The 13,724-nt window shown below is 73.7% G+C and carries 16 protein-coding genes; 10 read left to right on the forward strand and 6 right to left on the reverse strand.

Annotated features, from left to right (window positions below; translation table 11 throughout):
* Window positions 1-93 precede the first annotated feature (93 nt).
* Window positions 94-894: a LysR substrate-binding domain-containing protein gene (locus OG737_RS29010; protein ID WP_405922166.1), complete on the reverse strand. Its 801-nt coding sequence runs from the start codon at window positions 892-894 to the stop codon at window positions 94-96.
* A 58-nt stretch (window positions 895-952) separates the two neighbouring features.
* Here OG737_RS29010 and OG737_RS29015 point away from each other — a divergent pair, with 58 nt between their 5' ends.
* Entirely contained in the window at window positions 953-1,378 is a 426-nt protein-coding gene (locus OG737_RS29015) for a DUF5997 family protein (protein ID WP_328929166.1), read from the forward strand.
* Window positions 1,379-1,437: 59 nt separating this feature from the next.
* On the opposite strand, the gene OG737_RS29020 is transcribed toward OG737_RS29015, so the two are convergent.
* Window positions 1,438-2,016, reverse strand: a complete 579-nt coding sequence (locus OG737_RS29020) for a YdeI family protein (protein ID WP_405922167.1) — start codon at window positions 2,014-2,016, stop codon at window positions 1,438-1,440.
* Between the two features lie 5 nt (window positions 2,017-2,021).
* The gene (locus OG737_RS29025; protein WP_328929168.1) at window positions 2,022-2,969 is read right to left on the reverse strand and encodes an ATP-binding cassette domain-containing protein; all 948 of its coding nucleotides are present in this window, start codon (window positions 2,967-2,969) and stop codon (window positions 2,022-2,024) included.
* A gap of 131 nt (window positions 2,970-3,100) precedes the next feature.
* Here OG737_RS29025 and OG737_RS29030 point away from each other — a divergent pair, with 131 nt between their 5' ends.
* Both OG737_RS29030 and OG737_RS29035 read left to right on the forward strand, forming a co-directional pair.
* Entirely contained in the window at window positions 3,101-4,345 is a 1,245-nt protein-coding gene (locus OG737_RS29030; protein ID WP_328929169.1) for a sensor histidine kinase, read from the forward strand.
* Window positions 4,342-5,043, forward strand: coding sequence for a response regulator (locus tag OG737_RS29035; RefSeq protein WP_405922168.1), 702 nt, complete (start codon window positions 4,342-4,344; stop codon window positions 5,041-5,043). The genes OG737_RS29030 and OG737_RS29035 overlap by 4 nt, the downstream gene beginning before the upstream one ends.
* Before the next feature lie 29 nt (window positions 5,044-5,072).
* Here OG737_RS29035 and OG737_RS29040 read toward each other — a convergent pair whose 3' ends face one another.
* Window positions 5,073-5,525: a DoxX family protein gene (locus OG737_RS29040; RefSeq protein ID WP_328929171.1), complete on the reverse strand. Its 453-nt coding sequence runs from the start codon at window positions 5,523-5,525 to the stop codon at window positions 5,073-5,075.
* Window positions 5,526-6,092: 567 nt separating this feature from the next.
* On the opposite strand from OG737_RS29040, the gene OG737_RS29045 reads away from it, so the two are divergent.
* The 5 genes from OG737_RS29045 to OG737_RS29065 all read left to right on the forward strand — a co-directional run bounded on the left by OG737_RS29045 (window position 6,093) and on the right by OG737_RS29065 (window position 10,902).
* The gene (locus tag OG737_RS29045) at window positions 6,093-7,007 is read left to right on the forward strand and encodes a tellurite resistance/C4-dicarboxylate transporter family protein (RefSeq protein ID WP_405922169.1); all 915 of its coding nucleotides are present in this window, start codon (window positions 6,093-6,095) and stop codon (window positions 7,005-7,007) included.
* A 70-nt stretch (window positions 7,008-7,077) separates the two neighbouring features.
* Entirely contained in the window at window positions 7,078-7,527 is a 450-nt protein-coding gene (locus OG737_RS29050; protein WP_405677111.1) for a VOC family protein, read from the forward strand.
* Window positions 7,524-8,207, forward strand: a complete 684-nt coding sequence (locus OG737_RS29055; RefSeq protein ID WP_405922170.1) for an epimerase — start codon at window positions 7,524-7,526, stop codon at window positions 8,205-8,207. Before OG737_RS29050 ends, OG737_RS29055 begins: the two co-directional genes overlap by 4 nt.
* A gap of 61 nt (window positions 8,208-8,268) precedes the next feature.
* Entirely contained in the window at window positions 8,269-10,539 is a 2,271-nt protein-coding gene (locus tag OG737_RS29060; RefSeq protein ID WP_405677107.1) for an AAA family ATPase, read from the forward strand.
* Between the two features lie 12 nt (window positions 10,540-10,551).
* Window positions 10,552-10,902, forward strand: a complete 351-nt coding sequence (locus tag OG737_RS29065) for an NTP pyrophosphohydrolase (RefSeq protein ID WP_405677105.1) — start codon at window positions 10,552-10,554, stop codon at window positions 10,900-10,902.
* A 24-nt stretch (window positions 10,903-10,926) separates the two neighbouring features.
* On the opposite strand, the gene OG737_RS29070 is transcribed toward OG737_RS29065, so the two are convergent.
* Together OG737_RS29070 and OG737_RS29075 are read right to left on the reverse strand one after the other, a co-directional pair.
* Window positions 10,927-11,367 (reverse strand): hypothetical protein, encoded by a 441-nt coding sequence (locus OG737_RS29070; RefSeq protein ID WP_328929177.1) that lies wholly within the window; start codon window positions 11,365-11,367, stop codon window positions 10,927-10,929.
* A 244-nt stretch (window positions 11,368-11,611) separates the two neighbouring features.
* Window positions 11,612-11,764: a hypothetical protein gene (locus tag OG737_RS29075; protein WP_405677103.1), complete on the reverse strand. Its 153-nt coding sequence runs from the start codon at window positions 11,762-11,764 to the stop codon at window positions 11,612-11,614.
* 262 nt (window positions 11,765-12,026) lie between these two features.
* On the opposite strand from OG737_RS29075, the gene OG737_RS29080 reads away from it, so the two are divergent.
* Both OG737_RS29080 and OG737_RS29085 read left to right on the forward strand, forming a co-directional pair.
* Window positions 12,027-13,088 (forward strand): hypothetical protein, encoded by a 1,062-nt coding sequence (locus OG737_RS29080; RefSeq protein ID WP_405922171.1) that lies wholly within the window; start codon window positions 12,027-12,029, stop codon window positions 13,086-13,088.
* 155 nt (window positions 13,089-13,243) lie between these two features.
* Window positions 13,244-13,618, forward strand: a complete 375-nt coding sequence (locus OG737_RS29085; RefSeq protein ID WP_328929179.1) for a YbjQ family protein — start codon at window positions 13,244-13,246, stop codon at window positions 13,616-13,618.
* Window positions 13,619-13,724 lie beyond the last annotated feature (106 nt).

Genomic DNA, 13,724 nt, shown 5'->3' on the forward strand with positions numbered 1-13,724 from the left:
GTGTCTTCCAGCCCCGGCCGTCGCGGGCTTCCCTTCGCGACGCCGTCGCGCGGAACCGTCAGCCCGCGAACGCCCGTGGCCTGCCCGCCCCGGCTACGACCGGCGGCGGGGCTTGCCGCCCTTGCCGCCCTTGGGGCCGCCCGAACCGCCGCGGGCGCCCCTGCCGGCCGGCTTTCCGGATGCGGTCTTGCGCTGCGTGCCGCCGCTCCCGCCCGCGTCCGGACGCTTCGCCTTCGCCTTTGCCTTCGCCTTGGCCGTCGCCTTGGGCTGCTCCGCGGGCGCCTGGCGGCCCCGGGTGCTGTTGACGGTCCGCCCGCGGACGATCCCGATGAACTGCTCCACCAGATCCGTGGTCTCGTCCTGCGGCCACGACAGCGCGACGCGCGACTCGGGGGCGTCCGAGACCGGCCGGTACGTCAGGTCCTTGCGGTGGTGCAGGCGCGCGAGGGACTGCGGGACGACGAGCACGCCCACCCCCGCGGCCACCAGCTCGATGGCGTCCGCCGTCGTCGCGGGGCGCTCGATCGCGGGCCGTCCCGGCAGTCGCTCCCAGTCGAGGGTGTCGTCGAGCGGGTGCAGCACGATCTCCTCGGCCAGATCCGCCGTGGACACCTCTTCGGCCGACGCCACGAGGTGGTCCTTGGGGATCACGACCACGGTGGTCTCGGTGTACAGGGGGATCGCGCTGAGGTCCGTACGGTCCACCGGCAGCCGTACGAAGCCGGCGTCGGCGCCGCCGCCGCGCAGCACGCCGAACGCCTCGGTGGGGGACACCGCGACGAGAGTCAGCGGGACGTCGGGCAGTCGCTCATTCCAGATCCGGATCCACTTGGTGGGTGTCACCCCGGGGACATAAGCGAGCCGGAACGAATGGGGTACTTCCGAGCCTGTCACCCCGCCAGGTTACCGGTCGTGGTCGGAGGTAGCGCACACGATCGATACTCTTGACACCATGACGTCGCACCAGAGCACCCAGACTATGAAGCCCGCAACCGCGGCGAAGAAGCTGGGCGTGTACCTCGAGGCCACCCCCGCTGAGTTCCAGGAGGGTGTCGTCTCGCGCAATGAATTGAGTGCGCTGCAGGCCGACCCGCCCGAGTGGCTTCAGGAACTGCGGCGCAACGGCCCGCACCCCCGTCCCGTGGTCGCGGCGAAGCTGGGCGTGTCCATCGCCGGCCTTGCCCGCGGCGGAGTCACGGAGCCGCTCACCACCGAGCAGATCGAAGCACTGAAGCAGGAAGCCCCCGAGTGGCTGCAGCGGGAGCGCGCCACTCAGGCCGAGGTCCGCAAGGAAGCGGTGCGGATCAAGGAGAAGAACGCGGAGAAGGCCGCGAAGGACGCGGAGCGTGCCGAGCAGGACCGCGACTCGCGTTCCTGAAGGTCCGCCCGGTTTCGATGATCAGGCCCGGCTCCCCCTCGGGGAGCCGGGCCTGATCGTCACCCCGGCCGTTCGCCGGTCGCCAGCATCTGCACGGCCTTCTCCAGCTTGGCCTGCCGGGTCTTCGGGGTCGGCGCCTGGAGCAGCGGCAGGACCAGCAGGTAGCGCCCGGTTCTGTCGAGGGCCTCGAACGCCTTCCTGGCCGCGGGGCTCGCGTCGAGCGCCGCCGCGAGGTCGGGCGGGACCGTCGCCGTCCTCTGCGACTCGTACGCCCGCGCCCACCGGCCGTCCTCCTGCGCCCTGCGCACCTCGGCCAGTCCCGGTTCGCGCATCCGTCCGGCGGCCGTCAGCATCGCGACCTTCTCCACGTTCACCCGCGACCACATGCTCCTGGGCCGGCGCGGCACGTACTTCTGCAGGTAGTGGGTCCCGTCGAGGGAGCGCCGCTGCCCGGAGATCCAGCCGTAGCAGAGACCGATGTCGACGACCTCGTCATCGCCGACGGACGGGATGCCGGACTTCTTCTTGGCCATCTTGATCCACACGCCTTCGTGGCGCGTGTGGTGCTCGGCCAGCCAGTTCTCGAACGCCTCGCCGTCCGCGAAGGCGACGATCTCCACTCCGTCGAGCTCATCCATGCCATTCAGGCTATCGGCTGCCCTTCGGCGCCGGGGAAGCCGCGGAAGCCGGGGAAGTCGGGGACGGGCGCGGTGAGTTCGCGCAGGGCCTCCTCCGGTGAGGGGGTACGGGTGTCGAGTTCGAGGATCACGATCCGGTGCTCGGTGGCGAGCGCGCCGACGCGTTCCGCCGTCATCCCGGTCACCGCGAGCCGCTCGCGTCCCGCCGCACCGGTCCGTACGACCGTCGCGCCCCCGCCCCTCAGCACGGCGGCCAGATCGGCGCCGCGCGGCGTGCCCACCACGACCCGGGCCGCGGCGCGCCGGGCGGCGAACTCGTCCGCGGACAAGGCGGCGACCAGCCGCCCCCGTCCGAGGACGACCAGCCGGTCGGCGGTCCCGGCGACCTCCCCCGCGCGCTCCCCGGTGACCACGACCGTGCGGCCCTCGGCGGCCAGCGCCCGCAGCAGCCGGCGCGCCCACCGCACACCCTCGGGGTCCAGCCCGCGGAGGGGTTCGTCGAAGAGCAGCACCGGGGGATCCCCGAGCAGCGCGGCCGCGATGCGCAGCCGCTGCAGCATCGCCGGGGAGTACGTCCGTACGCGCCGCCGCGGCTCCCGCGCCAGGCCCGTCTGCGCCAGCACCTCGGCCACCCGCCCCGGCCCGGCGCCCTGGTCGCGGGCCAGCGCCGACAGCAGCGCGCCCGCCGTGCGGCGGCCGCGCAGGGCGGTCGGCGCCGGCAGGGAGCCGACCTGGTGCGGGCTGCGCGGCCGGCCGCGCAGCGGGACGCCGCCCACCGCGGCCGTCCCCGCCGTGGGGGACTCCAGGCCCAGGATCAGCCGGAGAGCGCTGGTCTTGCCCGCCCCGGCGGGGCCGAGGAGCGCGGTGACCGTGCCGGGTCCGGCCGTGAAGGACAGCCGGTCGACGGCGGCCCCGGCGCCGTAACGCTTGGTGAGTTCCTTGACTTCGATCACGCGTCCAGCCTGCCGGGGCGGACCGTCGGCGCACATCGGACGGCCGGTGGCAAAGCCGTGGGCGCACCGGCCCGTGGGTGTACATCCGGGGGCCGATGCCCGGGCCCGGGCCGGCTGGCTACGGTCACGGCATGGACGATTCGGCAATTACGAACAACAGCAAGGCCGGTGCGAGCGGTCGGCCCGGCGAGAACGGAGCGGGCACCTTGATGCCCGAACCCGGGACGGCCCTGCGGGCATGGGGCGGAGCCGGGCTCTACTCCCTCGTCGTGGGTCTGCTCATCGGCGGGGTCCCGTACGCCTCCGGCCCGCTCATGGCGGCAGTGCTGCTGCTCGCCCTGACCCCGCTCACCGCCCTGCTGCGGCGCGAGCCCCTCGCGGCGCTGGGACTGACCCTCTTCGCCGGCATGCTCGTCGCGGGGGCGGCCAGGGACCACAGTCCCGGGCGGTTCCTCGTCTTCCTGGCGTCGGACCTCGTCCTCGGTGTCATCGTCGCCACCCGCCCGCGCCGTACCGCGGTCATCGCCGTCAGCATGGTGCTGGTCGTGGAGACCCCGGCGGTCGGGCTGCTGACCTCCGGGCCCTACGACATGATGAGCACGAGCCTGATCGCCCTCCTGTCGCTGGGCGCCGTCTACATGACCGGAGTCGTCTTCCGCGAACGCCGGGAGCACACGGTCGAACTGCGCTCCAAAGAGGTGTCCGAGGCGGTGACCGCCGAACGGCTGCGCATCGCCCGCGAGTTGCACGACATGGTCGCCCACAGCATCGGCGTGATAGCCATCCAGGCCGGAGTCGGCAGCCGGGTCATCGAGACCCAGCCGGCCGAGGCGAGCGCGGCACTGCGGGCCATCGAGGCCACCAGCCGCGAGACCCTGGCGGGCCTGCGCCGTACGCTGGTCGCCCTGCGCCAGGCCCAGCCCGACGGGGCCGGCGGGGCGGACGGGCAGCCCCCGCTCGGACCCGCTCCCGGACTCGGCGACCTCGACGCGCTGGTGGCCACGACCGCCGACGCCGGAGTCCGGGTCGAGGTCCGGCGTGAGGGGGCGGATCGCCAACTGCCGCCGGAGATAGACCTGTCGGCGTACCGCATCGTGCAGGAGGCGCTGACCAACGTGGTCCGCCACGCGGACACCGGGCAGTGCCGGGTGACCATCGGCTACGGGGCCGAGGAGCTGACGCTGGAGATCGTCGACGAGGGGCGCGGCGCGCCCGGCGGCCCCCGGGGCACGGGATTCGGCATCACGGGGATGCGCGAACGGGTCGGCCTGCTGCACGGCCGGTTCAGCGCCGGTGCGAGGGCGGGCGGCGGCTTCCGGGTCGAGGCGGTCCTCCCGCTGCCCGTCGACGCGGGCGCCGTGGAGGAGGCCCGATGACCGGCGCACCCGAGGCGCGGGCGATCCGCGTCCTGCTCGTGGACGACCAGCCGCTGGTCCGGTCGGGCCTGCGCGTCCTCATCGCCGACACCACCGACCTGGAGGTCGTCGGCGAGGCCGGCACGGGCGCCGAGGCGGTCCGCCGAGCCGCTGAACTGCGCCCGGACGTCGTGGTGATGGACATCCGGATGCCCGGCATGGACGGGATCGAGGCGACCCGGCTGATCACCGGGGAGACGGGGGCGGTCCGCGTCCTGGTGCTGACCACCTTCGACGAGGACGAGCAAGTCTACGGGGCGCTGCGCGCCGGTGCGAGCGGATTCGCCGTCAAGGACATGGCCCTGGAGGACATCCTCGCGGCGATCCGGGTGGTCGCCGCGGGAGACGCCCTCATCGCACCGGGGGTGACGCGCCGCCTGATCGCGGACATCGTCCGGGGGCCCGGCCCCGGCGCGGGGCCCGCGGCGGGGGAAGGCGGGTTCCGGGCGGTCGCGGGGATCACCGAGCGGGAGCGGGAGGTCCTCACCCTGGTGGGGCGGGGCCGGTCGAACGCGGAGATTGCCGAGGAACTGTTCATCTCGGCGGCCACGGCCAAGTCGCATGTGGCGCGCCTGTTCAGCAAGCTCGGCGCGCGGGACCGGGTCCATCTCGTGATCACCGCCTACGAGATGGGCCTGGTCGCGCCGCCGTCGCGCTAGGTCGTGCCGTCAGCCGTGTCCGCAGGCGTTCACGCGGCCACGGCCTCCTGGCTGCGTTCGTCGTCGGACCGGCGGTCGGAGGCGCGGGAGGTGAACAGGCTGTCCACGGCGAACGCGCCCGGGCCGGTGAACACCAGCAGGAGGAAGGCCCAGCAGAACATCGCTGACGACTCGCCGCCGTTCTGCAACGGCCAGAGAGCGCCCGGCTGGTGGACGGTGAAGTACGCGTACGCCATCGAGCCGGAGGCGACGAAGGCGGCGGCCCTGGTGCCGAGGCCCAGCAGGACCAGGGCGCCGGCCACCAGCTGGATGGCGGCGGCGTACCAGCCGGGCCAGCTTCCGACGGGGACCGTGCCGCCGCCGTGCGCGCCGCCGAGGACGCCGAAGAGCGAGGCGGCGCCGTGCGAGGCGAACAGCAGTCCCGTGACGATACGGAACAGGGCGACGGCGTACGGCTGGTTTCTTTCGAGATGTGCGGTCATGGGGGGCTCCTTCGGTCGGGGACGGGTCCCGAAGTCGTGCCGGGGTGCAAGGCGTGAGGTACGGGCAGGGACGTGCGGGATGGGTGTGCCCACACGGGCGAGCCAAAGGTAGGTAGACCTAACCGCTATCGCAAGATCGAGTTCCGGCCACCGGCCGAGCGGTGGCGACGCCACCCCGGCGCCGGAACGCGGCGCCGACGGCGCGCGGAGAAAGCCTGCCGGTCCGTTCCCCTGTGACGGACCGGCAGGCCCCCGTCTCACCCCGAGCCTAGGACCGCGCTGCGGTCGCGCCTGTGCATCGCGCGCAGAGTTCGTTGATCTTGCGCGCAGATGGTTTGGGCGACCCTGTGGCCGTCCGGCCCGGGATCCTGCCGGCAGGGAACGAGACGGCGGAGCGGGAGACGCGTACGCCACCTGGACGGTTCCCGTTCCCGTTCCCCTTCCGGGACGCGGCCTCAGGCGTGTCGGCTGGCGGGGCGCGGACCGGTGGGGTCCGCTGGGGCGGTGAGCGCTCTTCCTGGTCGCGGCCGGTGTGCCGGACTCCCGCCGGCGGCGGGAGCCGCCGTCATGGCCGCCGGCATCCTCTCCGTCGGCCTGCACCTGACCGGGCACGAGGTGGTCTCGCTGGTCGCGCTGGCCATCGCCGCGGCGCTGTGGCTGGTACTCGCCGTCGACTTCGCGTCCCGGCTGCTGGCGGACCGCGGGCGGTTCCGGGCCGACGCCGATACCCCGGGCGCGCTGACCGCCGTCGCCGCCACCACCGTGCTCGGAACCCGGATCTCGCTGCTCGGCTGGCAGACCGCGGCCGCCGCGCTGCTGGCGCTGGCCGCCGTGATCTGGCCGGAGCTCCTGCTGCACGTCGTACGGCACTGGCGGCGGCGCATGCCGGGGGCGGTGTTCCTCGGCTGCGTCGCCACCCAGGGGCTCGCCGTACTCGCCGCCACCCTCGCCGCCGCCGGCCGCCACGACTGGCTGGCCTGGGCGGCGCTGGCCGCCTTCTGCCTCGGCCTGCTGCTCTACGTGGCGGCCCTGGCCCTCTTCGACCTCCGCGAGGTCGTGGGCGGCGCGGGCGACCACTGGGTGGCGGGCGGCGCGCTCGCCATCTCCGCCCTGGCCGGCTCCAAGCTCACGGCGTCACCCGTATGGACCGCGGGAGCGCACACGGCCCTGCGGATCGTCACGCTGGTGACGCTCGGCCTCTCCCTCGTCTGGTACGCCGTCCTCCTCGGCGCCGAACTGCGCCATCCCCGGACGCACTACGACATCCGGCGCTGGGCCACCGTCTTCCCGCTCGGCATGACGGCGACCGCCTGCCTCTCCGCGGCGGAGCCGGCCGACGTGCCCTGGCTGCGCCCGCTCGGCGAGGTCCTCCTCTGGATCGCCGTCGGAGCCTGGCTGCTGACCTTCGTGTCGTTCCTCGCCTCCCACCGGGCCGAGCGCGCCGCGCGACGGGGCGGCCCACCGGGGACGACGACCGGATGACCCGGCCCCGCCCAGGGCCTGCGCGCCCGCTCCTGTGGCGGCGGCCGGGGCCGCTCAGTAGGGTCCCGCCATGGCATACACGTTCCAGGTGACCATCGACTGCGCCGACCCCCACCCCCTCGCCGACTGGTGGGCCGACGCCCTCGGCTGGGAGGTGGAGCCGAGCGACGAGGGCTTCATCCGCGGCCTGATCGCCGCGGGCCACGCGAGCGAGGCCGACACCACCACCCACAACGGCACCCTCGTGTGGAAGATCGGCGCCGCCATCCGCCACCCGGAAGGCCTGGAACGCGCCCCGCGGATCCTGTTCCAGCTCGTCCCCGAGCCCAAGACGGTCAAGAACCGCGTCCACCTCGACGTCCGCATCGGCTCCGACGACCCCAAGACCGTCGTCGACCGGCTGCTCGCCAAGGGCGCGACCTTCCTCCACGACGGCCGGGTGGGCCCCTCGGCGTGGACCACCCTCGCCGACCCGCAGGGCAACGAGCTGTGCATCACCCACCAAGCGGACTTCATGTGAACGTCATCCTCTTCGGCGCCACCGGAATGATCGGCCGGGGCGTGCTCCGCGAATGCCTGCGCGACGACTCCGTCACCGGCGTCCTCGCCGTCGGCCGCAGCCCGCTCGGCGTCACCCACCCCAAACTGCGCGAGCGCGTCCGAAGCGACCCGTCCGAACTCTCGGCCCCGGACCTCGACCTGGCCGCGTACGACGCCTGCTTCTTCTGCCTCGGCGTCTCCTCCGTCGGCATGAAGGAGGAGGAGTACCGGCGCGTCACCTACGACCTGACGCTCGCGGTGGCCCGGCCCCTCGCCGCCGCCAACCCCCGCCTGACCTTCGTCTACGTGTCCGGCGAGGGCACGGACAGCACCGAGCGGGGCCGATCCATGTGGGCCAGGGTGAAGGGCAGGACCGAGAACGCCCTGCTCGAACTGCCCTTCCAGGCCTACATGTTCCGCCCCGGAATCGTCCAGCCGGTGCGCGGGGTGCCTTCCAAGACCCGGCTCTACCGGACCCTGTACGCCGTCACCGCGCCGCTGATTCCGCTGCTGCGCCGGATCGCGCCGGACCTCGTCATCACCACCGAGACACTGGGCCGCGCCATGATCGCCGTCGCCACACCGGGCACCGAGGTCCCCGGCCGCATCCTGCGCCCGAGGGACATCAACCTCCTGGGCGCGGGGCGCGACCAGGCGTAATCGAGTACCGGACAGCCCCTTCCGCAGGCGAGAATGCAGCATCTCGAACTGGGAGGAACCCATGAGCCAGGACCACCTGACTCTGCATGACCTGCTGCCCGCTCAGGCGCTGGCGGACGCGATCGACGCCGGGTACGTGACCCGCAAGTCGCACCCCGAACTGCCGCTGTCCATCTACACGTACTCGAGGACGGCCCAGTACGAGCGCGTCTGGAACCAGGTCACCACGCGCTGCCGCGGACTCGTCGCCGACGACACCACCGGCGCGATCGTCGCCCTGCCGCTGCCGAAGTTCTTCAACGTCGGCGAGCACGAGTCGGGTCAGCCGTACGCCCCCGCCCTCCCGGACGAGCCGTTCGAGGTGTACGACAAGGTCGACGGCAGCCTCGCCGTCGTCTTCCACTACGCGGACCGCTGGCGGGTCGCCTCCAAGGGCTCCTTCATCAGCGCCCAGGCCACCTGGGCCCAGCGCCTCCTCGACACCAAGGACACCGCGGCCCTGCGCCCGGGCACCACGTACCTCGCCGAGATCCTTTACCCGCAGAACCGGATCGTCGTCGACTACGGCGACCGCCGGGACCTCGTCCTGCTCGCCGCGTTCGGGGCGGACGGCACCGAGGTCCCGCTCGCCGAGGCCGCGCCCCACTGGGAGGGCATCGGCTCCGTCGTGACCGTCTGGCCCGCCATGCCGCTCGACGAGCTGATCGCGCTGACCGAGTCCAACACCCTGCCCGGCGGCGCCACGGCCACCGGCATCGACGCGGAGGGCTTCGTGCTGCGCTTCGCCTCGGGCGTGCGCGCCAAGGCGAAGTTGTCCGAGTACGTACGCCTGCACAAGGTGCTCACCGGCGTCACCGAGCGGGACATCTGGCGCGGACACGGCATCCAGCGGTTCGCCGGCCTGCCCGCCAAGCAGCTCGCCCAGGGCCTGAACTGCACGGTCGCCGACATCGAGGCCTCGGGCGGCAAGCCGCTGGACGCGCTCCTGGAGCAGGTGCCCGACGAGTTCGACACCTGGGTGCGCGAGGTGATCGCCCGCCTGGAGGACGCGACGGCCCGCCACGAGCGTGCCGTCGACGAGGCCTACGCGGGCCTCGCGCACCTGGCCGCCGACCGCGGCGCCTTCGCGCGCGCGGTCCAGCAACTGGGCGACCGGAGCATCCGCGCCGCTATGTTCATGCGGCTCGACGGCCGGCCGACCGAGCTCACCTCCTGGCGGCAGGTGCGGCCGGAGACGGGCGACGCGTACGTCACCGACGAGGAGAACACGGCCGTGTCCGAAGCAGTGCCCGGCAGCACGCCCGCCGAGGTGCGCCCGGCACCCGCGCGCCAGGCCGCCCCGCGCGTGCCCGCACCGGCCGCGGACCGGCTCGTGGAAAGCGACCGGCCGGAGGCCCCGCTGCCGGTCGTGCACGTCATGACGGGTCTGCCGGCCTCCGGCAAGACGACCGCGGCGCGCGCCCTCCAGGCGCAGTCCGGCGGCCGGATGCGCCGGGTCAACCTGGACGACCTGCGGAGCATGCTCGACCTGCCGGACCCCGAGCGGGGCCGCTCCTGGGCACACGAGCAGACCGCACTGGCCGTGCAGGACGCGGCGGTCCGCGCGGCCGTCGACGGTGGTTTCGACGTCGTCGTCGACAACACCCACCTGACCAAGCACATTCCGAAGCGCCTCAAGGCGGCGGTCGGCGGACTCGCCACGTTCGTCGTGCACGACTTCACCGACGTCCCGCTGGAGGAGTGCCTGCGCCGGGACGCCGCCCGGGAGAACCAGGTCGGCGAGGAGATCATCCGCGTCCTGGCCGACAAGCACCAGAAGGCCCGCAAGGGCGGCTGGCGGCTGACGGCCGAGTGGCTCAACGGCACGTCCGGCGGGACGGCCGTGCCGCCGGTGCGGGAGTACGTCGCCGACCCGGCGCTGCCCGCCGCGGTCCTGTGCGACATCGACGGCACGCTCGCCCTGACCGGCGACCGCGGGCCGTACGACTTCTCGCGCTGCGAGTTCGACCTGCTCAACGAGCCGGTCCGGCACGCGCTGGACGCCTTCCGGAGGGCCGACGGCGACGTGATCGTGCTGCTGTCGGGTCGGAGCGAGGAGTTCCGCACGCAGACGGAGTCCTGGCTGAGGCGTCACCAGGTCCCGTACGACGAGCTGTGGATGCGCGCGGCGGGCGACACCCGCCGCGACGACCTGGTGAAGGCGGAACTCTTCGACGCGCACGTGCGTCACCGGTACGCGGTACGGGTGTCGCTCGACGACCGGGACCGGGTGGTCGCGGTCTGGCGCCGGATGGGCCTGCCCACCTGGCAGGTCAACTACGGCGACTTCTAGGGCGCGGCCGTCGTGACGGGCGTGCTGATCGTCGATGCCGCGAACGTCGTCGGCTCGGTACCGGACGGCTGGTGGCGGGACCGGCGGGGCGCGGCCGAGCGGCTGCGCGACCGGCTGGCGGCGCGGGGCGGCGACGAGGAGATCATCCTCGTCGTCGAGGGCGCCGCCCGGGGCGTCGAGTCCGTGCCCGGCGTGCGGGTGGACCCGGCGCCCGGGAGCGGTGACGACCGGATCGTCGAGCTGGCCGCGGCCCACGCGGGGCGCGACTGCGTCGTGGTCACGGCCGACCGCGAACTGCGCGAACGGGTCCGGGCGTACGGTGTGCGGTGCGTGGGGCCGCGCGCCGTACGCCCGGACCGCTGACCTGGCCCTGATGTGGGTCGCGGGTCAGCGGCAGTAGTGCACCGTGCTGAGGTTCTTGACGTAACGGGCCGCGACCCAGTGCTCCTGGCCGTAGGCCTTGTCGCCCTCCCCGCGGCCGCCCGTGTCGGCGTTCTGGTTGCCGCCGTTCTGCCAGCTGTCCTTCTCGCCCTTGTCGTGCTCGTCCTTGCCGTTCTCCTTGTGCAGGCGGTACCAGATGCGGTTGCCGTCGACCGACTGCCCGTACTTCTTGCACTCGATCTCGACCTTGTGGTGCGGCTGCAGATGCCCGACGGCCTGGGAGTGGGTGGTCGGCTTGCTGCGGACCTTCAGCGGGCCCTTCGAGACGACCTTGCCGATGGCGTGCCGACCGTAGGCCCCGTCGGCGAGCGCGGTCCCGGCTCCGACCAGGCCGAGCACCAGGCTTCCGGCGGCGAGGGCGAGGATGGTCCTGGTGGGCTTCAGCATGAGCCGGCTCCTCTACGAAGACATCCGCCCGGCGGCTGCGCGCGGCGCGGGGCGGCAACCAGGCGGCTGCCACCGACGACTATGGCGAGGGCGGGCGGGTACGGGCCGTCGGCGCACCGCCGTATAGCCCGATATGCCCAATCCGTACGCCGCTGTTCATGCCCGGGCCGCCGGGTTCCCGTACTCATGGCCTCCGGGCCCGGCGGCGGTTACCGTGAGGGTCACACGGGGGTTCGACGAAGTCTCAGGGGGCGTGCATGCGGCGTGGGTTGACGATGGCGTAGGCGTGGGGCGGGGCACTGGCCGCGATGCTGACCCTGGGCGGATGCAGGTCGGGCGGGGACACCGGGGCGAGCCCGAAGCCCGCACCGTCGGCGTCGGCGTCGGTTACGGACACGGCCCCCTCACCCTCCGCCTCCACCGCCCCCGGCACACTGCCGACGGCGTACACCTTCACCCCCGACCCGGCCCGCGTCCCGCACACCCCCGACCAGGCACAGCGCCTGACCCGGGCCGCCGCCCCTCCGTCAAGGGCGCCGATGGGTACGAGACCAGGGACCTGCTGAAGGTGGCCGCCGAGGGCGCGGCCAAGGCGCTGTACCGCGTCCGGGCGGCGCCCGTTCGGCGCCGGCCCGGCCGAGGCCATGCTGTTCCGCACCGTGCACGACACCGCCGACACGGCCGGAATCCCGGAAGGGCTGCTGCCCCCGATCGCGGCGTGCCTGGCCAAGGCGCCGGGGGACCGCCCCACAGCCGCGGAGCTGCGCGACGTCCTCGCCGAGGACACCCCCGGCCCCTGGCTGCCCGGCGGACTGCTCCAGCTGATCGCCGAACGCTCCGCGCAGATGCTCCAGTTGCCCGACATCGAGCCGACCCGGACGACGGTGCCGTCGGCGCCGACCGGGCCTGAAGCGACCGCGGACGCCCCTCAGGCCCCGGCAGTCGTACCCGTATCCCTGCCCGCACGGCCGCGCCGGCGGAGCCTGCTCGCGGCGGGCGGCGCCCTCGCCCTCCTCGCGGGCGGCGGAGGCACGGCCGCCTGGCTGCTGCGGGACAAGGAGAAGGAGTCCACACCGGACAAGAAGGGTCCCGGCCCCGTCCGCCCGATCCTGGCCATCGGCCTCCAGGCCGACCTGAGCGGCCCCGGCCAGGCCGTGGGCAAGGCCCAGCGCGACGGCGCCCTGCTGGCCGTGGAGGAACTCACGTCCCGCGACGACCTGCCCTTCGCCTTCCGGCTCGCCGAGTCCGACGACCGGGGAGCGGCCCCTCCGGCGCGGCCCGCCTCGCCGTTGCCCTGGCCGGCTACCGGGGCCGGACCATCGCCACCCAGGCCGTCCACGACCTCCGCTTCCTCCAGGAAGCGGGCGCGGGCGCCGAGGGCTGGCTGCTGGTCTCCACCGCGGTCGACCCGGCCGCGGCCCCCGCGGCCCGCGCCTTCGACACGGCCTTCCGCGCCCGTTATCGGGCCCCCGCCCTACGCGGCCGAGGCCTACGACGCCGTCCACCTCCTGGCCCGGTGCGCGCAGGGCCTGGGCCGCGCCCAGGTCGGCCGCGGCGACCTCGTCCCCACCCTGCGGGGGACCAGGTACGAGGGCGTCTCCAAGGCCTACGCCTTCGAGCAGGCCAACGGCACCTACACGGGCGACGGCCTCTTCTTCTACGAGGTCGCCTCGGGCCGCTTCCGTTTCCTCGGCAACCGCTCCACCGCGTGGCCGGTCTGATCCCGGCCGGTGAACCGGCGAAGCCGAGCAAGCCGGGACCGTCCAGCCGCGCCCAGGCCGTGGTCGTGGCCCACGAGTTCGGCCCGGCCGCCCGAATGCCCTGATACCGCCCGCTCCGGATGCGGGCGGCGGCGGCCCGGGCGAGAGTGGGGGCCATGGGTATCGAAGACTACGGCGGCGGACCCGGCGCGCAGCAGACCGGCGTCCTCGTCGTGACGACCAACGACGTCCCCGGCTTCCGGGTGGAGCAGGTGATCGGCGAGGTGTTCGGCCTCACCGTGCGCTCCCGCCACCTGGGCAGCCAGATCGGCGCGGGCCTGAAGTCGATGATCGGCGGAGAGCTCAAGGGCCTCACCAAGACCCTGGTGGAGACCCGCAACCAGGCCATGGACCGTCTCATCGAACAGGCGAAGTCGCGGGGCGCGAACGCCGTCCTGATGATGCGCTTCGACGTGACCGACGCCGCCGACGTCGGTACCGAGGTGTGCGCGTACGGGACCGCGGTCGTCCTCGTGCCCGCCTCCACCTGATCTCCCCCTCTGGCCGGCCGCAGCCGTGCGGTCGCGGAACTGAACATCGGCTACCGCCCCTTGGGCCCCGTCCCTCCCTTGTACGGTGGTCCCCTCGGAGACGAAG

This window comes from Streptomyces sp. NBC_00122, from assembly GCF_045160845.1.
Lineage (GTDB): Bacteria > Actinomycetota > Actinomycetes > Streptomycetales > Streptomycetaceae > Streptomyces.